This window comes from Salirhabdus salicampi, from assembly GCF_024259515.1.
Lineage (GTDB): Bacteria > Bacillota > Bacilli > Bacillales > Alkalibacillaceae > Salirhabdus_A > Salirhabdus_A salicampi.
This window is the reverse complement of sequence record NZ_JANBWE010000003.1, coordinates 356,603-378,606: the sequence shown is the minus strand read 5'-3', so window position 1 is coordinate 378,606 and position 22,004 is coordinate 356,603. Positions and strand designations below refer to the sequence as shown.

Genomic DNA, 22,004 nt, shown 5'->3' with positions numbered 1-22,004 from the left:
GCCTACCTCATTCCGTTCATTAACACTTCAACCACCTCTGGTCGAGAGAACTGTTTCGGAGGTTTCTCACCGTTACGTAACAGTTCTCGCACTTTCGTACCACTTAAATGGACATGATGCTTCTTGTCATGGGGGCATGTTTTCGTAGTGCCCATACTTTCACATTTCACACAGTAAAACGCATGCTCAAATTTCATAATCGTCATATTGAGCTCGGCCTCAAATTCAGCCAAAAATTGTTGTGCTTCATACGTCCCATAGTAATCACCTACCCCGGCATGATCCCTCCCGACAATAAAATGCGTACAACCGTAATTTTTGCGCACAATGGCATGAAGAACCGCTTCTCTCGGCCCTGCATAACGCATTGCGGCTGGATAGATGACGAGTTGAACACGGTCCTTCGGATAATAATCGTTCAGTAATACTTCATAGCTTTCCATTCGTACATGGGCAGGAATATCATCAGATTTCGTTTCCCCGACCAGCGGGTTTAGAAGTAATCCGTCGACGACTTCTAATGCACATTTTTGAATATATTCATGGGCACGGTGAACAGGATTTCTCGTTTGGAATCCGACAATTGTTTCCCAACCTAGCGCTTCAAATGTTGTTCTCGTTTGCTTCGGATCTTGATAATAGTCTTGAAACGGGTGATGGTCCGGTCGATTCAACAATGTGATGGAACCGGCAATGTAAACATCACCCCTGTTAAACAGTTGATGTACTCCAGGGTGGGCAAGGTCTGTTGTACCGTAAATCTGCTTCGCCTCTCTTTCTTTGTCGTATGTATACATTTCGGAAATGGTAATCGTTCCGTATATGACATCATCTGCCCCTTTTAAAGCAACTGTTTCACCAATTGATAGATTGCCGGCTACTTCCTTCGTTATCGGTAATGTAATTGGAATGCTCCATATCGTTCCATCGGATAACCGAACATGTTGTAGCACTTGATTATAATCATCTTTTCCCATAAAACCTGTTAACGGACTAAATCCACCGATACCGATTAATTCAAGGTCTGATATCGTCCATTTTGATATATATATTGATGTGAGCGATTGGGCTCGGCGTAAAAGCTTTTCCCTTTCTTTTCCCGTTGGTTCACGATTTACTAACTGGTTTCCATGTGGTTTTATTGGCATAAGCAACCCCCATAGCTGTATAACTTGTTTACTACACCATATGCCAATTTGATTAAGGTTATTATTAAATTAAAACATGAAAAACCCCACATTCATATTGAATATGGGGTTCGCTTATTCATTTCTTAATATCCGTTTGGATTCTGTTTTTGCCAACGCCACGTATCGACACACATTTCATCAATGCCTTTTTCTGCTTCCCAGTTCAACTGTTCTTTCGCCTTGTTCGGGTCTGCATAGCTTGTCGCGACGTCTCCAGGACGTCGGTCCGCTAGTGTGTAAGGGATCTCTTGACCTGATGCTTTTTCAAACGCTTCCCGCATTTGTAACACACTAAAGCCGTTTCCAGTACCTAAATTGTATGCTTCCGCTCCAGTCATCTCTGTTACTTTTTCCACAGCTTTTAAATGGCCTTTAGCCAAGTCGACAACGTGGATGTAATCTCGTACACCTGTCCCATCAAGGGTAGGGTAGTCACTACCGAATACCTTCAACTCTTTCAACTTACCTGTTGCCACTTGGGCAATAAACGGCATTAAGTTATTCGGAATGCCATTCGGATCTTCCCCAATTAAACCACTTTCATGTGCCCCAACTGGATTGAAATAGCGAAGAAGCGCAATACTCCATGAATTGTCCGCTACATATAAATCATGGAGTACTTCTTCGACCATAAGCTTCGAACGACCATAAGGATTCGTTGCTGATAAAGGCATATCTTCTGATAGCGGCATCGTTTCCGCCATACCGTATACAGTTGCCGATGAACTGAACACAATGTTTTTCACATTAAATTCGTTCATGACTTGGCAAAGGGTAATCGTACCACCCACATTGTTTTCATAATATTTTAGAGGCTTTTCTACTGATTCACCGACCGCTTTCAAACCGGCAAAGTGGATTACCGCTTCTACGTCGTTTTCGGAAAAGATTGAGCGGAGGACTTCCGTGTCACGTATATCCCCTTCATAAAACCGTGCCGTTTTTCCGGTAATGTCCGTAATCCGGTTTAATACTTCTTGCTTACTGTTCGTTAAATTATCAATAATGACAACGTCTTTGCCTTCGTTTAATAATTCTACAACGGTGTGGGATCCGATATAACCGGTTCCACCTGTTACGAGTATAGCCATTTGTTAGCCTCCTACCGCATTTCGTTTTTTTATAATCCAACGTTCTAATCTATCCATTTGTAAATTCCAGAAGACAATTTGTCCATCTTGAGTCATATGAGATAAAATCTATGGATATAATTGTCATATAAGGAGCGTGATCATATGAATGATAATAAATCATTTAATAAAGGTTGCGGTTGGGGACTGCTTATATGTCTTCCCTTTTGGGCCTTTGTCTTTTGGCTGTTTATTGAAAAATAAGTCTACTTAAAGTTGATTTCGGCCTCTGACAATAAGGGGTGCTTTTCATCTTTTGCCGATAAAATCGGATTAGATGTAGGCCATTCAATCCCTATTTCTGGATCATTCCATGCAATTCCACGATCATGGTCTGGTGAATAGTATTCATCAACCTTATATAATACATTTGTATCTGTCGTTAATGTACAAAACCCATGGGCAAATCCTTTCGGAACGAGTAGTTGGCGTTTATTATGCTCACTTAATATGACACCAACCCACTCACCAAACGTGTTGGATTCTCTACGAATGTCTACAACAACATCAAATATTGCTCCCGTACCAACTCTCACCAATTTAGTTTGTGCTTTTGGTTCTAGTTGGTAGTGTAGACCTCTTAAAACACCAGCTTCTGCTGATAACGAATGATTATCTTGAATGAAGTTATAATTTAATCCTAATTCAGTCATAACTTTTTCATTATAGCTTTCCATAAAGAAGCCTCTATGGTCACCGAACACTTTTGGTTCTAATATAACTACACCGTCTAGTTTCGTTTTAATTACATTCATATTGTACTACCCCTCTTTCTAGAGTTACTACTGTTTAGCGATTTACTTTTTCCGCTATGTTTAATAAGTATTTCCCGTACTCGTTTTTCGCTAAAGGCTTGGCAATTTCAACAAGCTTTTCCCGATCTATATAACCTTTGCGATATGCAATTTCTTCAAGACAAGCCACTTTCAAGCTTTGTCGTTTTTCTATTGTTTCAATAAAGGTGGAGGCTTCTAATAGGGATTCGTGGGTTCCCGTATCTAGCCAAGCAAAGCCACGTCCTAATAGCTCTACGTTTAATTCCCCTAAGTTTAAGTAGGCTTCATTAATCGAAGTAATTTCGAGTTCTCCTCGGTCAGAAGGCTTGATCGTCTTGGCAATATCGACCACTCGATTGTCATAGAAATAAAGTCCAGTTACAGCATAGCTGGATTTCGGTACTTCTGGCTTCTCCTCGATCGAAAGTGCTTTTCCTTCATCATTAAAGCTAATCACCCCAAAGCGTTCTGGATCCTTAACGTTATAACCAAATACAGTTGCTCCAGTTTCTCTTGATGCAGCCCTTAACAGAAGCTCGGAGAAGTTGTGTCCGTAGAAAATGTTATCTCCCAATATAAGGGCTACATTATCATCTCCAATAAATTCTTCACCGATAATAAATGCTTGTGCCAGTCCGTCTGGGGATGGTTGCACAGCATAACTAAGGCTAATACCTAAGTCCGATCCATCACCTAATAATTGCTCAAATCGTGGTGTATCCTCAGGGGTTGATATGATTAAGATCTCCTTAATACCTGCTAGCATGAGAACAGATATCGGGTAATAAATCATCGGCTTATCATAAATTGGGAGTAACTGTTTAGATACTGATCTTGTAATCGGATATAAGCGTGTACCACTACCTCCTGCTAAAACTATGCCTTTCATTTATTCCTCAACTCCTTTATTGTTACTGTCTCCATTAAAGGTGTAAGACAGTGCTCCTACTAAACTGTTTAGAAATTTATATTCTGCTTCACACGTTATTGCCCAATTTGGGTCTATTCTTTCCGCTAATAAACAGATGGAATACGCATCATCCCATTTAAACGGAGCTGGATTCGCTCCATTTCCTAAACCTTTTAAAATTTTCTTCTGCACAGGTATATTTGGGATTTCTAATAACTCCCGACGACCAGGACTGACGGCGAATGCAAAATCAATTAATACAAGTTTCGGTCCTTTGTTCGGACCTTCGTCCCTTACAATAAAGTTATCCATTCGAATGTCTCGATGTATAATGCCCGCATTATGGAGCATTTGTACAATGACCACAAATTGTTTAACGATGTCTTGTTTCACTTCTGCCTTTTTACTAGTATCCATTATATATTGAGATAATGATTTACCTTTTACAAATTCAAAGGCTACGAATGGATTGCTTCCTTCTAATTCATGGAACAATACACTTGGGAGATGATTACCTTCTGTGTCAAAATTTTTTAAAATGTTGATCGCATTTGTTTCATTATGAACAGCATTCATTCCACCATGGTCTAATTTAATAAAGACTTTTTGATTTCGATTTTTCTTATTCCCGATAAAATATTTACACCCTTGGTGCCAAGAGGTGAATTTTAACGGCTTCACCCCTGTTAATTCATACTTCTTCTCAATGTAGTCTTGAAAGTCTCTCCCGTTTTTCAAATACCAATTCATTGATAAAGTATTTTCAATGATTTTCTTCTTTATAAGGGAGATGAAAAATCGTGCCTTTTTATAAAAACTCATCTATAAATCATCCGTTCATTCTTATTAAGCATTACCTTTTAATAAGTTTTTTAACTCGTTTTTTATACGGGCTTAGTGTACGATCTATTTTCATTTTCATCGTTCTTTTAGAACTAATTTCAGTGTCAGCAATGTCTGTATTAAAGTATACTGTAAGATCCTTCGGTTCACTGTATGTGTAATGACGCTCGTTCATAAATTCATCCATATAACCTTTTAACTGCTTCGTATCTTGAAACATGTCGTAAGTTAGTTCTTGCACATTATACTCCTTGGACATGTTTACGAGTCGCTCTTTATAGTCTTGGGAAACAGATGGCTTATGAACAATCGCATGATAAAATAAGCTATAAAAGTAATGAATCGCATCCGGCTTATAAAAACCGCCCTCATCCATTACACGTTCATTTAGTATTGCTTCTTCCCACTTCGTGTCATAATAATGATCACCTACATGACGGAAATCAAATAACACTTCTTCTCTAGCAATTCGTATTTCGTTATAGACGCGATACTTTTTTCTCGTTACTTCCTTCGCGTTCGTGATATAACACATTTCACGATAATTTGTCGTGAGTAGATCAATATCTCCGTGGGTATCCATATGATATTCATCAGGAAAACACTCAAAGTTACGTAGGACAACATATGGAATTGATGCATTTAAGACGTAGAAGAGCTGCTTAATATCAGTCCATCCATTTGCTCCAACTAAGTCTTGTTTCACTTTTTCGACATTGCCATCCCATTCCGTTGGATGTTGCTTTTCAAAATCTTGTGGATTAATTCCTAAAAGTAAGGTGAGGTCATGGCTGGTTTCTTCCGGGTCATTTGTTGCATGAATTTTATGACCACCGCCTGTCCAAGAGCGATATAACGACTTAGCGTCAAACATATTAACATTTAACGTGTCGGTACCTTTCGATGTATGTCTTTCACCGTAGGTTGGTTTTTCATCTCTAGCTACAATTAGTAAAAATGGACCTGTACCACAATGCCTTTCCTTCCCGGAACCTTTCGGGAGCTTTTCACCGTAAAAGCGGGATAGATTTTTGGAGAACAGTTTCTTGGACCATTCAACTTCGTAAACATTCAGGATAGTAAATTTCTCCCTCATGTCCTTTAAAATCTTTTTTTCGTTATACCTAGCTTTTTCCCATATAATAAATAAATGCAATTCGCTATTCATAGTAATAAATCCCCTTATCCTACTATTTCACTTAAAAATATTTAAATAATGCAATCTTCAGTTTTAGTTTAACAAAAATCACTGCTAATATATTTTTTAAAATAAGCGATGTTGCTGTTGCGACTGCTGCGCCTGGTAGTCCATAGTTAGGAATTAACACAAAGTTTAAAATAATATTCAAGATTCCACATAGTACTACATTGTTACGATGAAACTTTTCATGTCCAGTCATCATTAATAGGTAGGCTACTGGTCCAGTTGCTAGTACGACGAACTGTCCGATCGCTAAGATAATTAAAGCTAACGTTCCTTGGATAAATTCCTCTCCGAACAGGCTCAGTATGAATTCTGGAATGATTAGGAATGGTGTTAAAAACGAAATCGCGATTAATAACATAATAAATGTTGATAATTGGGATAGTTTCGTTAGCTTTGATAACTCACCTTTCGTCCATAGTTCAGAGAACTTCGGACCTACTACACTGTTAATGGCGATTAATAACATACTACTAATCATTGTAATACGGAGTACTACTCCATATATCCCTACATCCTTACTGTCGGAGAACATACCTAACATAACCGTATCAGCAATATTCATGACTAAATTCATTAAACTTACCCACAATAACGGGAGGCTTGTTGCTAATATTACATTTGTTTCAAAGTTGTCACTTTTATATCCTTTATTTGCCTTAATGGAATTCGTCCAAAACAAATATCCAATCAGTAATATGAAAACAGTTGACAGGACATATGCAATTGCTACACTTTCAACGCTATTCTCCTTATAGAAAACAAACATAAATGATAAGAACAATAGAGGGACTCCTAGTCCTTGTACAAAAATGGCTTTTGATATTTTCCCAATTGCTTTCAACGCCTCGGCATGTAAATTAAGCAAAGCAAATGGAATTACACTTAATGCCATAATTTTCAGCGGTATTACTAAGGATGGGTCATTAAAAATGATAGTACCAATAAACTGGCTGGTTACCAAAATCAAAATGGCAACTACAGTTGACACAGTTAAAGATATAAACATTGACTTACGATAAACGCTCATCAATTTGCCCAAATTGTTCTCGGCCTTTGATGAGGAAATATATCGTAACATCGTATTGTCCAAACCCATTCTACCAATAACGGAAGCTGCAGTTGATAACGTCAAAGCTAGAAAATAGACACCGGCTCCTTCCGCTCCGAGAAACCTTGCTAAGACAATGTTAGCTGTGAAGTTAATTATTGCACCCAACATTTTAATTAAAAATGCTATTACACTACCTTTTAGGATGCCTTTAAAATTATCATCTAATTTATCTTTTAATTTCTTTTGAATAATACTCATAAAAGCTCCTTAATTCATAGATGTAATCATTAATGCAACATTAATTTACTATCTCTATTTTTGGCATGTTGTTTAATTGCTTTTCTCTTTTTTAACATTATTTTAGATTTACGGAATATTTCTGGAATGGTACTTAACAATCTCGGTTCAAATAAAAGGATATAAAAGAGCTTAATAACTTCCCGCGGCATAGCGTTTATTACGTTTTTTACATTCGCGTTTTTGATTAAAATTAAATAGCTGTTTATAAACGATAGTTTTTTGATGAAATCAGATTGGGTATTCCGATGTTTAATTAAGAACTTTAACTTCTGCGGTTGTCCAATCGCTCTTCCGTGATAAGTAATCGCATCAGGTACGTAATGACATTCCCAACCATAAGTTCTTAAACGCCATGATAGATCAATGTCCTCTTTGTAAGCAAAAAAGTCATTGTCAAAGTATTCGTCGTTTAATTTAATATCGTCTAAAGCTTCTCTCCGGTAAATTGGAGCCGCCCCGGAAACACCGAACACGTGAATACTATCGTTATATTTATCAATGTCAGCTTCATTTTGGCCTCGATCAACCATGCGCATGTTTTTGTAAACGGCAATACCCGTACTATCGATAACATTTACGGAACACATTTGATCAAAGTCATATTTCAACAACTTCCCTGTTACTGCACCTACATTTCCGTGCTCTTCCAGGTACTCTAGACAGGTACTTATAAAGTTATCCCCCATCCATATATCAGTATTCAAAATCATGACATACCTACTGGAAGAGAGCTCAATTCCTTGATTCGCAGCATAGCTATAACCGCGATTTTCTTTATTTTGTACTACTGTAATATGTTGGCCATATTTTTCATTGATAAATTCATAGGAACCATCAGAAGAGTCGTTATCTATATAATAGATACCAAATTTCTTATGCAGCCCTAACTCCATCAACCTCGTAATACACTTGTCACTAAGTTCTTTCGTATTATAGTTGATTATAATTAAATCGAGTAAAGAATCCATTTTATTCCACCTTAATCTGTAAGCTATATGAATACACTTTTCCAATTACTTTTTATGAGGTTTGTATAAATAACGGCGAAATACAAAAATCCAAAAGAACTGAAAAGAAACTGGCAAGTAAAGTAAGAAATCCGTAAAGAATGACATTAAGATAATTTGTGTAAATACGACAAATATCATCAACGACAAATAGTTTATATTTTTCTTGAAATTGTGGTATACAACATATGCTAATACACCAAGGACCAGGGTATAAACGACTAATCCAATTATGCCAAAGTCTAAATATGGTTTAGCCATATAACCAGAGACTGTAAAGTTTATGCTTACAAGATATGAAGACAGTTTTGATGTAAAACTATCTATATAAAGTGTGTCAACGATAATAGTTGGAAAGAAGGAATTTAACATGTTCCATCCATAAGCGAATTCCATGTTTGCCTTTGAAAACAAGGAGTTAAGGTTTGCTACTGTCATGGTTAAATACATATACACCCAGTAAAAACCCGATAATAGGTACGGAATACTTTCACTCTTTATATCAGCAACTTCGACAAACTTACTCAACCCTGTTCGTAAATTTCCAATTAGCCCAAATAAAGTTACTAATATAATTGATGAAGGTATTACCTTTTTATAGTTGATCTTCTTGCTGTAAATTAATTTAATGATGGCGATCTGTATCAAGAGTGTAACTAATACTTGCCTCGATATAACTAAAACTGGAATAAAGAAGATAACTAATAAATACAATTGCAAACGCAATTGGGGCTTTTCCTTATTCAAGATGTACAGCAGTGTTCCGAAGAAGATAATAAAACTCATGAGCAAACCATTAAATGTAGGTATCCCATATTGAGTGTAGTTTTTCCCTATGCCTAGTAACAGCCAAGCCAATGGATAACCACCACTAAATATACCTTGAATAATCGTAAAGATAATAATAAAAGCGAGTCCTTTATCTATAAGTGATTGGTTTATGTCCAATATGAATTGGGGAGCTGTTGGTTGATGTTCCCTTAAGGTTTCAAAAGATGTAGTTTTATTCAAAACAAAGAAAGAAACTAAATAACCTACCATAAACATAGCGAACGTCAAAAAAAAGACGATTAAACTTCTATTTGAAAGATCGTTTAGGTGGTGACTTAATTGAAATGAATATAGCAGAATAATAAATCCCCAAATGCCATAAAACAGTGTTAAACTATTCAAGAATGTTCTGTGTAAGTAATAACCTACTACACTTAATAAAATTAAAAACAATAAAAGCCCAACCATAAATGTTTCACACTTCCCCTATTATTTCATATATGCTGATAATGTTCTCTTGACTGTCACTGGTAATTTCTTATGATTCTTTCCTAGTAAATAACCCGCATACTTTGCCATTGTCTCTAAAACTGCTACCGGTATTAAATAATAGTAACGTTTTTTGAACAAATAACGCAGGAGCTGTTTAACGAATTTTGCCCCTTCTTTCTCATTTGAAGCATATTTTAAAAGATATTCTGTATCTTTAAATGCCATCCCAATATCAAAGTACCTCTTAAATTGCTGCAGCATTGTATAGTTGTGGGAGTGGTAAACCCTTGCTTCATGGGCGTAGCATACTTTATAGCCATCTAAAATCGTTTCAGACGCTAAAATCATATCTTCATTTAGAATGATTTTTTCCGGGAATTGATATGAGTCAAACACTTCTCTTTTATACATACTACAAACATTAGAATTGAAGAAATTTTTAATTCCTAGTTCTTCAATAGTCGATTTATCTTTAATAACTCCACGGTCTGGGTAATTAAAGGATCGAGCAAACTGTTCAGTAGGTTTTGCACTTTCTCTTGGTATCTGTCTTGCATAGCTAATCAACACATCATCCGTAAATGAAGATAATAAATTTTGAATTAAATAATTATCATACGGTATTGCATCCTGTGTCATAAATAACAAATAATCACCTGATGCCTTGGACACAAGTAGGTTTCGCGTCCCTCCATGATCAAATTGGTCATTCGGGATCACGAAAACTTGAACATTAGGAAAGTTATTTTGTACAAGTTCAACAGTATCATCTTTTGATGAAGAATCGACAATGATAATTTCTAGTTCGTCGTTCCCAATCTCTTGGTTCGAAAGTTTTGATAATAAGTCAATAATATAATTGTGAGCGTTGTATGTCGGAATTAAAACCGATACTTTGTGCATTTCTAGTATGCTCCCTTTCTCAACAACACGATCAATATCGTTTTAAAGAAAATAGATAGATCTAATTTTACCGATTGGTTATAAACATAATATAATTCAATATCTACTCTTTCTGGGTAGCCAACATCACTCCGGCCACTTACTTGCCAATAGCCTGTTAACCCTGGCTTAACAGATAATAATACACTTTTTCTTTCCTTGTACTCTCTTAACTCTTCTTTCACTACTGGCCTTGGACCAATAATCGTCATGTCACCTTTTAAAACATTAATTAGCTGTGGTAACTCGTCTAAACTTGTCTTTCTTAAAAACTTACCTATCTTCGTAATTCTAGGATCCTCATCCTGATCTAGTTTATAATTATTCTGTATATACTTTTCATATAAAACAGGATCGCTCTTCAGTCTCTCCTCTGCATTCGTAACCATGGATCGGAACTTATAGATATAAAATTCCTTTCCATTATGTCCTACCCTCTTCTGTTTAAAGAACACCGGTCCTTTTGAACTACCCCATAAATACAATAAACTTACTAGAAAAAAGATTGGGGAAAACACGACAAGTCCAATAATAGACCCAACCACATCCGTAGCTCTTTTCATAGTTTGATAAAGGGTGTTAACCTGAGCGGTTTGATCATAATGGACATGTGTTGTTCTATATTCTTCTACATTTCCCTTTAAATTCGCCAACTTATAATCCTCCTTAAAAATTATTCTTCCTTACTTTGTTGCTTTTCCTGTAATTCTTGTAAAAATCTCGTTAACGCGTCTCGCCAATGGGGCATTTCAGCAAATTGATTTAGCCTCAATGCCATATGGTCAAACACAGAGTTTTTCGGCCTTGGGGCCGGTCTTGGAAATTCCTCTGTAGTACAAGGATTCACTTTAATATCGCTACCAATCTGGTTAAAAATCTCACTAGCAAACTCAAACCAAGAGCATTGACCAGAGTTGGAAACGTGATAGGTTCCATACTTTTCTGTCTGGACCATTTCAATGATGTTCCTTGCTAAATCTTGCGTATAGGTAGGAGAACCTACTTGGTCTTCTACAACCTTTAATTCATCCATCTTTTTCGCTAACTCCATCATTGTTTTGACAAAGTTTTGGCCATTCACACCGAATACCCAAGACGTTCGTACAATGAAAAACTGAGAATGGAGGTTACGGACAAATGTTTCTCCTGCTAGTTTCGATTTACCATATACACCTAAAGGTGAAGTTTCTTCAAACTCATGATAAGGTTTTTCACTCTCGCCATTAAACACATAGTCAGTACTAACATATACGAGTTTCGCCTTCACTTTTTCAGAAGCGGCAGCGATATTTCTGGAGCCAATGGCATTTACAAGATAAGCGGTATCTGGGTCTTCTTCTGCATGGTCAACCTTTGTATAGGCAGCACAGTGAATGACAGCATCCGGTCTAATAGAACGAAATGTATTGAAGACTTCTTCATCATTTGTAATATCTAGCTCCTGCCTAGTAAAACCGTATACTTCATATTCATCTATTTTTCTAAGTTGCTGAACAACATCAGAACCGAGTTGTCCAGCTGCACCCGTTACTACAATTTTTGACATTATACTGTTACTCGCCCTTCATACTGTTTTTTGTAGTAGTTTAAATATTCACCGGATTTAATGTTTTCCCACCATTCTCTATTGCTTAAATACCATTGAATCGTCTCTTCTATTCCTGTAGCGAAGTTAAACTTCGGCTTCCACCCAAGTTCAGTTTCCAGTTTAGTAGGATCAATCGCATAACGTTTGTCATGACCTAGTCTATCTTCCACATACTGAATTAAATCTTTAGAAGCACCTAGCTTTTCAACAATTAGTTCTACTACTTCAATGTTCGTTTTTTCATTATGACCACCAACATTATATACTTCACCAGCTTCACCATTGTGAATAACTAAATCAATAGCTGAACAATGGTCTTCTACATGCAACCAGTCTCTAACGTTTTTTCCATTACCGTAAACTGGTAAAGGCTTGCCTTCTAGTGCGTTCGTTACCATTAAAGGGATGAGTTTTTCCGGGAAGTGATATGGGCCATAGTTATTTGAGCAACGTGTTATATTCACATTCATACCAAATGTTTCATAGTAAGATCTAACTAATAAGTCTGCACTTGCCTTACTAGCAGAGTATGGGCTATTTGGTGCTAATGGTGTATCTTCAACAAAATAACCAGTGTCACCTAATGTTCCATATACTTCGTCAGTAGACACTTGTACATATTTTTCGATAGAGTTTGCCTTCGCAACATCTAGTAGATTTTGAGTTCCTAAAACATTCGTTTTCACAAAAATATCAGGTTGAGTAATACTTCTATCTACGTGGGATTCGGCCGCAAAGTTAACAATAACATCAATGTTATGTTCCTTTACAACATGCTCGACTAGTTCTCTGTTCGCAATATCCCCCTGAACAAATTTATAGTTCGGATTGTTTTCTACATCACTTAAATTTTCCAAATTTCCTGCATAAGTTAACAAATCATAGTTTACTACTTTATAAGTAGGGTATTGTTTTAACATATAGCGGACGAAGTTACTACCAATAAAACCTGCTCCACCTGTTACTAATAAGTTCATATAAAGTTCTCCTTTTTTCTTAAATTATATTAAACTTCAACTTTATCGTTTGTTAGTTGCTTTAAATATTCGGCTAATTCGTCTTTCACTTCACTATGAGATAGCGCAATTTCAATTGTAGTTTTAATAAAACCTATTTTCTCCCCAACATCATAGCGGGTACCTTCAAAGTCATAGGCATAAACTTTTTGTGTAGAATTCATTAAATTAATTGCATCTGTTAATTGGATTTCACCACCGGCTCCTGTCTCTTGTCTATCTAAATATTGCATGATTTCCGGTGTTAAAATATATCGTCCCATAATTGCTAGGTTAGAAGGTGGGTTCTCTTTTGGTTTCTCTATAAAGCTATTTACTTTATATCTTCTCCCCACTTGTTCCGATGGATCAATAATGCCGTAACGATGTGTTTCACTGTCAGGAACAGTCTGCACACCAATAATAGAAGAACCAGTCGCCTCATATTGCTGAATAAGTTGTTGTAAGCACGGTTGGTCAGACTGAACAATATCGTCACCAAGTAAAACGGCAAATGGCTCATCACCAATGAACTTTCTTGCACACCATACTGCATGCCCTAATCCTAGTGGTTCTTTTTGTCTTATATAATGAATATCAACTCTAGCTGATTGTTTTACCTTATCCAGTAATTCGAACTTCTCTTTTTTCATTAGATTATCTTCTAACTCAAAGTTATTATCAAAGTGGTCTTCAATTGCTCTCTTACCCTTACCAGTCACGATGATAATATCCTCAATACCTGAAGCAATGGCTTCTTCTACTATATATTGAATCGTTGGTTTATCTACGATTGGTAGCATCTCTTTCGGCATTGCTTTCGTAGCTGGAAGAAATCTAGTTCCTAACCCTGCTGCGGGTATAATTGCTTTTCTTACTTTTTTCAATTGAGAGCCCTCCGCATATTTATTATTGGTCATATAAAAACATTTATACATTTCTTGACAATTAAATTAGTAAAAAAATACTAGTCTTTAGATGAGCTCGTTTTTAAAAATGAATTTGTGCTAATACATGGTCTTTAATTTCTTCTAGCTTCTGTAAACTGTTCCGATAGGAATTACTCTTAACAGCAAAGTAAAACTTAATTTTCGGTTCAGTTCCTGATGGTCTTAAACAGAACCAACAATCATCATTTAAGACAAACTTAACAACATTTGATTTTGGCAGATGAATTGGTTCGATTTCGCCAGAACGCAAGTGTCTCCGCTCTTGACTTTGGTAATCTTCAACTACCTCTACTGACATACTCCCAATCTCTACGATTGGGTCTTTCCTAAATTTAGACATAATGTTCTTTATTTTTTCTGTACCTTCTATTCCTTTTAGCGTAATAGAATGTAAGTCTTCTAAATAATAACCGTGCTTTTCATATAATTCCTCTAAAGCTTCATATAAAGACTTACCTTCAGCTTTATAAACAGCGGCCATTTCACATGCTAATACTGCAGCCTGAACAGCATCCTTATCTCGAGCAAAGTCGGAAATTAAAAATCCATAACTTTCTTCATAACCGAATAAAAATGTGTTCTGCCCTGTTTCTTCAAATTCTTGAATCTTCTCACCTATAAACTTAAAGCCGGTTAACGTATTTAATGTTTTCACACCATAATGGGATGCAATAGCTTTCCCAAACTCTGATGTCACAATCGTCTTAATTAAGACCCCATTATCTGGTAGTTGTTCTGTGTTTTTCAAAATATAATCTAGCAATAGTGCACCCAATTGGTTTCCGGTTAAAACTTGGTATACATCGTTATGATTTTTAACCGCTACCCCTAAACGGTCTGCGTCTGGATCCGTTCCTATTAATATATCTGCATTTGTCTTTTCACCATACTGGATCGCCATTTCGAATGCTTGATGCTCTTCCGGATTCGGTGATTGTACAGTTGAGAACTCCGGATCTGGGGTAGCTTGTTCTTCCACAATGTTGACATTACGAATGCCAATTTGCCCCAACCCTTCTTTAACAAGGTGGTATGACGTTCCATGTAAAGGAGTAAAGACAACGTTTAAATTGTCGGCATGTTCTTTTAATATAGTTGGGTTTAATGAAATCTCTTTTAATCGTCTTAAATATTCTTTATCTATTTCTTCATCAATCCATCTTAGTAGTTGTTTTTGTTCCAGTTCCTCTTTCGTAAGCACCGGAACTGTAAGTTCATCTTCAACTTTATTTACCTTTTGAATGATTTGCTCTGCTTGTTCCGGCGGAACTTGTCCACCCTCTTCGTTATACACTTTATAACCGTTATACTCCGGCGGGTTATGGCTAGCTGTAATCATTACACCTGCCGCGGTTTTTAAGTAGCGGACAGCAAATGATAGTTCAGGTGTTGGTCGCAGAGAAGTAAATATATATGTCGGAATATTGTGTGCACCCATGACTTTCGCTGTTTCAATAGCAAATTCTTGAGAGAAATGACGAGAATCGTAGGCAACTACTACCCCTCTTTTTTTGAATGCCGCTCCCTTTTCTTCAATGTAATTTGCTAATCCTTCAGCTGCTCTTCTTACTGTATAGATATTCATTCTGTTTATCCCCGGTCCTAGCTCTCCCCGCATACCACCAGTACCAAATTCTAAGTTATTATAGAAGCTCTCTTTTATTGCACCTTCATCTATCATTTTCTCTAATTGAACACGCAAATCTCCATTTAACGTGTCAAATTCAAGCCACTTTTTGTATTCTTTCTCCCAACTCATTATGATTCCCCCTCTTTATATCGGAAAGCTTATATTATAGCAGTCCAAACTAAAAATGGACACCTCTATTAAGACACGTGCTTGTATAACGTGTTTCAAGGTATCCTCGATCAATCAATCATATACATATATCCCAAACTATAGGTAATTCATTCTATGACTTTATATTTATCTGAAAGTAGAAAAGACGCGAATTTTATCTGTTTTTGTTCTTTTTGTAGGTATTTCGATAATGAATATATTAACACTAAATTTACATTCAATCAAGGTTATGTTAATGATTGTAAAAATGTAGAAATAAGTTTAAACATTACTCAAGGGTGACAAAATATAGTGTACGTAGTGGATTAGCCATTTTACCATACATAATAAAGGAGTTTTAAATAAAAATGAAACGTATCGCCCGATCTATTATTCACCTACCACGTAATTGCAAACGATTTTATTTGCATAAAACATCCACGGTTAACCCATCGCCTACTTTTGTCCTAGGTAACCAAAAAAGTGGTACGTCTGCTATTGGGGCATTGCTGGCTCAGTTAACAGATCGTTCTGTTGCTATTGATTTACCCGGGATTTGTGAGCCGGTTCAGCCGAAATTACATCGCGGCGATTTGTCATTCCAAAAATTTGTGCAAAAAAATGCGTACGACTTTTCCAAGGATATCATCAAGGAGCCGTCTTTAACCTTTTTATACGATGAGCTCCGTACACACTTTCCCAATGCGAAGGTTGTGTTTATTATTCGTGATCCTCGGGACAATATTCGGAGCATTTTAAATCGGGTCGGAATACCGGGCCATTTACATAACATTACGGACCGAAAATGGCGTCGCCAATTAAAAAAAGCACCGAAAGATTGGGAGCGGGTCATTGACAGTCGATGGATGGGTGTTAAAGGAGAAAACTATATTGAGTGGATGGCACACCGATGGAACGTAGCCGCAGATATATATACTCAAAACAAAGACGATATGATGTTCATTCGTTATGAAGATTTCGTCAAAGATAAAGAAAGGGCCATTCGACAGTTAGCGAACGAGCTGGACCTACCTCACGTTCATGACATTTCCGATAAGGTGGATATTCAATATCAACCAGCCGGAAATCGGAATGTAAAAAAGCATGAGTTCTTTGGGGAACATAACCTTACACGTATTCATCGTATATGTGGAGATCGAATGGCATCCTTCGGCTACAAGGTGCATGTATAAATGTTCCCCCTCAAGGTTACGATGATTAACTGGAAGAGGTATGAAATTGAAAAAAACAGTCGCATTTTCAAGTCTATTATTTATCGTTGTTACGTTGATATTAAAGTTGTCTGGGTTGTTACGGGATATTGTCATCGCCTATTACTTCGGCGATAGTTATGTTGCTGATGCCTACTTAGCAGCATTTATTATTCCGAATTTATTTATTTTGTTTTTTACAACAGGGATGAAAAATGCCCTCGTACCAAGTTACATTGAAGCAATAGAACAACAACGGGGACAGGAACATTTAGGACATGTATTCAAGGGAACGATACTTATCAGTTTCTGCATCACCGTTGTTGGCGCCATGTCAGCAAATGCCTATATTCCCATTCTTTATCCCCAATTTTCAGCCGAGGCAAAAACGATTGCCATTTGGGTATCTGTCATTTTATTTGCAGCCATTTTCATGATTGGAATGAATGCAGTATTAGAAGCTTATTTCGATGCGGTGAAACAGTATACGTTTTCCGCTTTTACGCAAATTTTATTGTTGTTTACGGTTGTGCTAAGTGCTGTTTTATTCGCTAATCAAATTGGTGCCTATTCATTAGCATTCGGTTATTTAGCCGGAAGTATTCTTTCCCTGGTCGTCAAACTTGCTGTCGTCAAAACGAGGCGGGCAATGGCGGTAAGGACTAAAATGCAATGGAAAGAAGTGAAACGGTTTTACCGTATTTTTATTCCGGTCGCCCTCACTGTCGCTGTTGGACAAATTAATTTAGCGATCGACAACGTATTTGCTGGTTATTTTGGGGAAGGCGCTGTTACTTACATAAACTATGCAAAAAATTTAGTGCACTTTCCCCAGGCCATTTTCGGGGTAACGATTGGAACGATCATCTTCCCCCTTCTTTCGAAAGCAATGGCTCAACTTGACCATGACGGGTTTAAAAGAGGAATTGAACAAGGGTTAATGACGATGTTCTATATTTTGTTACCCGCTATTGTCGGACTCATGTTGCTCATGCCTGCTGTCATTGAATTGTTATATGAACGGGGTGCTTTCGGACGTGAGGCTACGGCAGCGACAAGCTATGTGAGCTACTTTTACGTTGGATCTGTACTCTTTTTCAGTATACACAACATTATTAATAAAGGGTTTTACACTTTAAAAAAAGGCCACCTCATTCTGATGATTGGCGGGCTGGCGATAGGCTTAAATATCTTGTTTAACGTTTTATTTACAAGATGGATTGGATATTATGGCATTCCCCTCGCCTCTTCGGTGATGGCATTTTTTTACGTTGGCACATGTTTCGTCATCTTTTACCGATTAGTAGGTGGACTTCAATTAAGCCATATAGGGATGGAATATAGCCGTATAATAACCGGCGCCTTCATTATGGCGGCAGCACTCTATTTCATCTTGCCAACACTTCATGAACTGCCTCGTTTCGTATATATATTCTGTAGTGCTGTTATAGGAGGTACGGTTTACGTGGTTGTAACGTACTTCCTTCAATCTACTTCTTTAGCTTTTTTCTTACAAGCGATTAAACGTCAGAAGGGATAGGGGCTGTTGATTATGTTGAAACAGATGTTAATGGAGATGAGCCGCCCAATCTTAATACCAATTACCCGATATATCCTGAGTCACTACTATAAAGGAAATCGCCCCCTCTCGAATGTAGGTCATCACAAGCGTGTTTGCATACTCGCCCCCCATATGGATGATGAAACGATTGGTCTCGGGGGGACAATAAAACTTCATGCAGAGCATGGTGCTCACGTCACATGTGTATTCACATCCGATGGGGCGAACAGTACGAGTGTCGTTAGGAAAGACCGTTTAAGCAACATTCGTAAGCAGGAGATGGAAATCGTAAAAGAGATTTTAGGCATTTCCCGAATTGAATATATGGATTTACCAGATGGAGACGTAAAAAGTACGCAAGACGCCCAACGAACATTACAAACCATACTAGAAGACATTCAACCAGACGTCATTTACTGTCCTCCATTTGTTGATGCCCACCTTGATCATATCGGTACGACAAATTTGTTACAGGATACATTAGCCGCTATGAAAATAGACAAACTTCCGATCCGCCTATACGAAGTGAACTGTCCGATTCCGCCGCGTTATTTAAATTGTCTCATTGATATTAGTTCGACCTTCCACGCGAAACAAAAGGCGATTGAAGCGTTCCAATCCCAGCAGATTGCCTTCGATGGATTTCTTGAGTTGAATCGATTAAAAAGGAAGTTAGTGCACAACAATAATAGTAAAGCGGTAGAAGGATTTTTCGAAATGCCTGCTCACGATTTTATCGAAGGGTTTAACCGAATTAAAGCGGAGACAGATCAATATCCTCATCTTTTTAAACAAGCAAACCGAACGATTACTTTACTTTGGGCTATATACCGAAGTGAGCATAAAAAACAAGCCATATACGAAAAGATTACGCAATGAAAACTTAAGGGGATATGAGTATGACATATAGAGAGGGACACCTGCCAAACTTAGAAGCTTTTTTTCTATTTTTTATTATCATACAGCCGATTTTAGATGTGACGGCCTTTTTCCAGTTACCGATTGCTCAGCCTGTCCGGGTGTTGGCGATGGCACTCGGTGTACTCTATATTGCGTTATATCAAAATAAGAACGTAAGGAATGGGTTTCTCATATACCTTGTTATTATGGGAGTATTTCTCCTATCCCACTTTATCATTAGCTATCTATACAAACCGACGTTTGTTTTATCTGTTGAGGTCACGTATTTAACGAAAACAGCGTATTTCTTTGTTATGTTGTTTACATACATACTCGTCGTACGAACCATTGCAAAGCGGACAAATTGGCAACTCCTTATACAACGCAATATTTTCATCGGCATGTCGGTTATTGGTATTGTCATGTTATTAGCCTCTTTAACTGGAACAGGCAAGCGTAGTTATGATTCTTTAGCGAAATTAGGGCATTCAGGTTGGTTTTACTCAGCCAATGAGTTAAGTGCCATTTTAGCGATGGGGTTTGGCATTATGTTGATGTATGTGTTAAACCGACACAAACCGAACGTGAAGTTAATGCTCATTCCATCCGTTGTCATTATCATATGGGCGACTTTGACTGTTGGAACGAAAGTAGGCCTTGGTGCTTTAATCATTACGTTAGTTGCTTCCATGATTATTGCCTTTACAGAATGGTCTACGAAAAAAGCGTGGCTCAACATTTTCGTACTCCTGCCCATGTTAATTGGAACGTTTAGCGCCATCCCCCTTACACCTGTCGGAAACAATCTCGGATTTGCCATGTCAAAGGTGAAACAGCCGATTGTAGTAGAGGATCAATCCCTTGAAGAAGAAAAGACAAAAGAAATGAGCACGAAACCTTTATTAAGCGGACGGGGGGATTTCCTTCAGGTGAAAATTAATCAATATCAAAATGCCCCTGTTATCCAAAAATTATTTGGGATGGGACGAGGAGGAAATTATTCGGATATCCCAAAGTTAGTCGAAATGGATATGATTGATTGGTTCTTTAGTTACGGAATGATTGGCTTTGCGATTCTTCTCTTTCCGTTTCTCTATTACGGTTGGCATATAGTGCAAAACGGGAAAGCGATTATTCAACATATGGATTCTTCTACCTTTATGGTTGGCATTGTAGTCTTATTAGGGTTTGGGGCGGCCTTCGTAGCTGGTCATGTCCTTTCATCACCAGCATCAGGAATCTATTTGGCTCTCTTTTTAGCGTATTTTTATCAATTAACGGTTTCGATGGAGTAGGTGTAAATATGAAGGGGAAACGTATTCTCGTGATTACGAATATGTATCCAAGTAAAAAGCATCACACGTTCGGCATTTTCGTGAAAAATCAAGTGGAATCTCTCCGTAAGCGGGGCTATGTTGTTGACGTATTAGCGGTAAAGGACCCCCGTATGGGGAAAATCTTCGTCATGAAAAAATATGGAACCTGGCTCATTCGCTTTTGTGCAATCTTTCTTTTAAAAGGAAGGAAATATGATATCGTTCACGCCCACTATATTTTTCCGAGTGGCTGGCTCGGACAAGCATTTAAACGGTGGTTTGGCGCCAAATTGATTATCACGGCTCATGGTGGTGACGTAGATAAAATGATGAAAAAAGGTTCCATCATCCAACACCATATGCAACGTATATTACATGCCTGTGATCATATCGTAGCTGTGGGGCCGAAATTAAAAGCAGATATTGTCGAACACTTCCGTATATCAGAGAAAAAAGTGGAAATAATAAACATGGGAGTGAACCGTAAACAGTTCCACCCACTTCCGAAACGAGAAACGAAAGAAAAGCTCGGCATTTCGAAGGAAAAATTCATCATCCTTTATGCAGGTAACTTCATTCGGGCAAAAGGGTTAGAAGAGCTGATTCTTGCTTATCATCGTTTAAAACAGAAGTACGATGATATTGAACTGCACATCATCGGTGCTATTAAGGAACCCCACTTTTTCGATGATATGAAACAAACGATACACCGAGACCATATTCAAGATGTTACCATCCACGGTCCTAAGGAACAAAGTACTGTAGCAAAATGGATAGCCGCCGCAAATATGTTCGTGCTCCCTTCCTATATGGAAGGGTTTGGACTTGTCGCTTTAGAGGCGATGTCCTGCCATACGCCAGTTGTTGGCAGTCAGGTTGGCGGTTTAGCTCATCTATTACAAGATGGTGCAGGCATATTAGTGAAACCGAAGGATGTTTCATCTTTACAAGCAGGAATGGAACGACTCCTCCAAGATGAACAATTAAACAAACGTTTGATTGATAAGGGAGAAATGATTGCGCAGCAAAATGATCAAGACCGGTTAGTAAATGAATTAATTTCGTTGTATGCAACATGATTGGA

Annotated in this window: 20 protein-coding genes; 5 read left to right on the top strand and 15 right to left on the bottom strand. The window is 37.5% G+C overall.

What is annotated here, in order from left to right:
* Nucleotides 1-2: 2 nt before the first annotated feature.
* From sat to NLW78_RS11685, 15 genes are all read right to left on the bottom strand, one after another.
* Nucleotides 3-1,148, bottom strand: a complete 1,146-nt coding sequence (gene sat, locus NLW78_RS11755; protein ID WP_254497320.1) for a sulfate adenylyltransferase — start codon at nucleotides 1,146-1,148, stop codon at nucleotides 3-5.
* A gap of 125 nt (nucleotides 1,149-1,273) precedes the next feature.
* Nucleotides 1,274-2,281 (bottom strand): UDP-glucose 4-epimerase GalE, encoded by a 1,008-nt coding sequence (gene galE / locus NLW78_RS11750; RefSeq protein ID WP_254497319.1) that lies wholly within the window; start codon nucleotides 2,279-2,281, stop codon nucleotides 1,274-1,276.
* A gap of 245 nt (nucleotides 2,282-2,526) precedes the next feature.
* On the bottom strand, nucleotides 2,527-3,075 hold the full coding sequence (rfbC, locus tag NLW78_RS11745; protein ID WP_254497318.1) for a dTDP-4-dehydrorhamnose 3,5-epimerase: 549 nt from the start codon (nucleotides 3,073-3,075) through the stop codon (nucleotides 2,527-2,529).
* Nucleotides 3,076-3,109: 34 nt separating this feature from the next.
* The gene (gene rfbA, locus NLW78_RS11740; protein WP_254497317.1) at nucleotides 3,110-3,985 is read right to left on the bottom strand and encodes a glucose-1-phosphate thymidylyltransferase RfbA; all 876 of its coding nucleotides are present in this window, start codon (nucleotides 3,983-3,985) and stop codon (nucleotides 3,110-3,112) included.
* Nucleotides 3,986-4,828 carry a protein kinase domain-containing protein gene (locus NLW78_RS11735; protein WP_254497316.1) on the bottom strand — a complete coding sequence of 281 codons (843 nt, stop codon included), beginning with the start codon at nucleotides 4,826-4,828 and terminating at the stop codon, nucleotides 3,986-3,988.
* A 31-nt stretch (nucleotides 4,829-4,859) separates the two neighbouring features.
* Nucleotides 4,860-6,017, bottom strand: coding sequence for a hypothetical protein (locus tag NLW78_RS11730; RefSeq protein ID WP_254497315.1), 1,158 nt, complete (start codon nucleotides 6,015-6,017; stop codon nucleotides 4,860-4,862).
* Between the two features lie 31 nt (nucleotides 6,018-6,048).
* A complete protein-coding gene (locus tag NLW78_RS11725) occupies nucleotides 6,049-7,365 on the bottom strand; it encodes a flippase (protein ID WP_254497314.1) in 1,317 nt (438 codons plus the stop codon).
* A gap of 29 nt (nucleotides 7,366-7,394) precedes the next feature.
* A complete protein-coding gene (locus tag NLW78_RS11720) occupies nucleotides 7,395-8,375 on the bottom strand; it encodes a glycosyltransferase family 2 protein (protein ID WP_254497313.1) in 981 nt (326 codons plus the stop codon).
* Nucleotides 8,376-8,420: 45 nt separating this feature from the next.
* Nucleotides 8,421-9,653, bottom strand: coding sequence for an O-antigen polymerase (locus NLW78_RS11715; RefSeq protein WP_254497312.1), 1,233 nt, complete (start codon nucleotides 9,651-9,653; stop codon nucleotides 8,421-8,423).
* Between the two features lie 21 nt (nucleotides 9,654-9,674).
* Nucleotides 9,675-10,580 (bottom strand): glycosyltransferase family 2 protein, encoded by a 906-nt coding sequence (locus NLW78_RS11710; protein WP_254497311.1) that lies wholly within the window; start codon nucleotides 10,578-10,580, stop codon nucleotides 9,675-9,677.
* A 2-nt stretch (nucleotides 10,581-10,582) separates the two neighbouring features.
* Nucleotides 10,583-11,182 (bottom strand): sugar transferase, encoded by a 600-nt coding sequence (locus NLW78_RS11705; protein ID WP_254497376.1) that lies wholly within the window; start codon nucleotides 11,180-11,182, stop codon nucleotides 10,583-10,585.
* Nucleotides 11,183-11,292: 110 nt separating this feature from the next.
* The gene (gene rfbD / locus NLW78_RS11700) at nucleotides 11,293-12,165 is read right to left on the bottom strand and encodes a dTDP-4-dehydrorhamnose reductase (protein WP_254497310.1); all 873 of its coding nucleotides are present in this window, start codon (nucleotides 12,163-12,165) and stop codon (nucleotides 11,293-11,295) included.
* On the bottom strand, nucleotides 12,165-13,184 hold the full coding sequence (rfbB, locus tag NLW78_RS11695) for a dTDP-glucose 4,6-dehydratase (RefSeq protein ID WP_254497309.1): 1,020 nt from the start codon (nucleotides 13,182-13,184) through the stop codon (nucleotides 12,165-12,167). Before rfbB ends, rfbD begins: the two co-directional genes overlap by 1 nt.
* Before the next feature lie 29 nt (nucleotides 13,185-13,213).
* Nucleotides 13,214-14,089, bottom strand: a complete 876-nt coding sequence (galU, locus tag NLW78_RS11690; protein ID WP_254497308.1) for a UTP--glucose-1-phosphate uridylyltransferase GalU — start codon at nucleotides 14,087-14,089, stop codon at nucleotides 13,214-13,216.
* Between the two features lie 103 nt (nucleotides 14,090-14,192).
* A complete protein-coding gene (locus NLW78_RS11685; protein ID WP_254497307.1) occupies nucleotides 14,193-15,911 on the bottom strand; it encodes a phospho-sugar mutase in 1,719 nt (572 codons plus the stop codon).
* Between the two features lie 389 nt (nucleotides 15,912-16,300).
* Here NLW78_RS11685 and NLW78_RS11680 point away from each other — a divergent pair, with 389 nt between their 5' ends.
* The 5 genes from NLW78_RS11680 to NLW78_RS11660 are packed head-to-tail and all read left to right on the top strand — an operon-like array spanning nucleotide 16,301 to nucleotide 21,999.
* A complete protein-coding gene (locus NLW78_RS11680; protein ID WP_254497306.1) occupies nucleotides 16,301-17,125 on the top strand; it encodes a sulfotransferase family protein in 825 nt (274 codons plus the stop codon).
* A gap of 46 nt (nucleotides 17,126-17,171) precedes the next feature.
* Nucleotides 17,172-18,683: a murein biosynthesis integral membrane protein MurJ gene (gene murJ / locus NLW78_RS11675; protein WP_254497305.1), complete on the top strand. Its 1,512-nt coding sequence runs from the start codon at nucleotides 17,172-17,174 to the stop codon at nucleotides 18,681-18,683.
* Between the two features lie 12 nt (nucleotides 18,684-18,695).
* On the top strand, nucleotides 18,696-19,583 hold the full coding sequence (locus tag NLW78_RS11670; protein WP_254497304.1) for a PIG-L deacetylase family protein: 888 nt from the start codon (nucleotides 18,696-18,698) through the stop codon (nucleotides 19,581-19,583).
* Nucleotides 19,584-19,603: 20 nt separating this feature from the next.
* A complete protein-coding gene (locus tag NLW78_RS11665) occupies nucleotides 19,604-20,899 on the top strand; it encodes an O-antigen ligase family protein (RefSeq protein WP_254497303.1) in 1,296 nt (431 codons plus the stop codon).
* Between the two features lie 8 nt (nucleotides 20,900-20,907).
* A complete protein-coding gene (locus NLW78_RS11660; protein WP_254497302.1) occupies nucleotides 20,908-21,999 on the top strand; it encodes a glycosyltransferase in 1,092 nt (363 codons plus the stop codon).
* Nucleotides 22,000-22,004: the final 5 nt, after the last annotated feature.

Bases quoted from the DNA above. Each gene is read 5' to 3' on its own strand.
- sat (WP_254497320.1), bottom strand. From the start codon at position 1,148: ATGCCAATAAAACCACATGGAAACCAGTTAGTAAATCGTGAACCAACG.
- galE (WP_254497319.1), bottom strand. From the start codon at position 2,281: ATGGCTATACTCGTAACAGGTGGAACCGGTTATATCGGATCCCACACC.
- rfbC (WP_254497318.1), bottom strand. From the start codon at position 3,075: ATGAATGTAATTAAAACGAAACTAGACGGTGTAGTTATATTAGAACCA.
- rfbA (WP_254497317.1), bottom strand. From the start codon at position 3,985: ATGAAAGGCATAGTTTTAGCAGGAGGTAGTGGTACACGCTTATATCCG.
- NLW78_RS11735 (WP_254497316.1), bottom strand. From the start codon at position 4,828: ATGAGTTTTTATAAAAAGGCACGATTTTTCATCTCCCTTATAAAGAAG.
- NLW78_RS11730 (WP_254497315.1), bottom strand. From the start codon at position 6,017: ATGAATAGCGAATTGCATTTATTTATTATATGGGAAAAAGCTAGGTAT.
- NLW78_RS11725 (WP_254497314.1), bottom strand. From the start codon at position 7,365: ATGAGTATTATTCAAAAGAAATTAAAAGATAAATTAGATGATAATTTT.
- NLW78_RS11720 (WP_254497313.1), bottom strand. From the start codon at position 8,375: ATGGATTCTTTACTCGATTTAATTATAATCAACTATAATACGAAAGAA.
- NLW78_RS11715 (WP_254497312.1), bottom strand. From the start codon at position 9,653: ATGGTTGGGCTTTTATTGTTTTTAATTTTATTAAGTGTAGTAGGTTAT.
- NLW78_RS11710 (WP_254497311.1), bottom strand. From the start codon at position 10,580: ATGCACAAAGTATCGGTTTTAATTCCGACATACAACGCTCACAATTAT.
- NLW78_RS11705 (WP_254497376.1), bottom strand. From the start codon at position 11,182: ATGAAAAGAGCTACGGATGTGGTTGGGTCTATTATTGGACTTGTCGTG.
- rfbD (WP_254497310.1), bottom strand. From the start codon at position 12,165: ATGTCAAAAATTGTAGTAACGGGTGCAGCTGGACAACTCGGTTCTGAT.
- rfbB (WP_254497309.1), bottom strand. From the start codon at position 13,184: ATGAACTTATTAGTAACAGGTGGAGCAGGTTTTATTGGTAGTAACTTC.
- NLW78_RS11685 (WP_254497307.1), bottom strand. From the start codon at position 15,911: ATGAGTTGGGAGAAAGAATACAAAAAGTGGCTTGAATTTGACACGTTA.
- NLW78_RS11680 (WP_254497306.1), top strand. From the start codon at position 16,301: ATGAAACGTATCGCCCGATCTATTATTCACCTACCACGTAATTGCAAA.
- NLW78_RS11670 (WP_254497304.1), top strand. From the start codon at position 18,696: ATGTTGAAACAGATGTTAATGGAGATGAGCCGCCCAATCTTAATACCA.
- NLW78_RS11665 (WP_254497303.1), top strand. From the start codon at position 19,604: ATGACATATAGAGAGGGACACCTGCCAAACTTAGAAGCTTTTTTTCTA.
- NLW78_RS11660 (WP_254497302.1), top strand. From the start codon at position 20,908: ATGAAGGGGAAACGTATTCTCGTGATTACGAATATGTATCCAAGTAAA.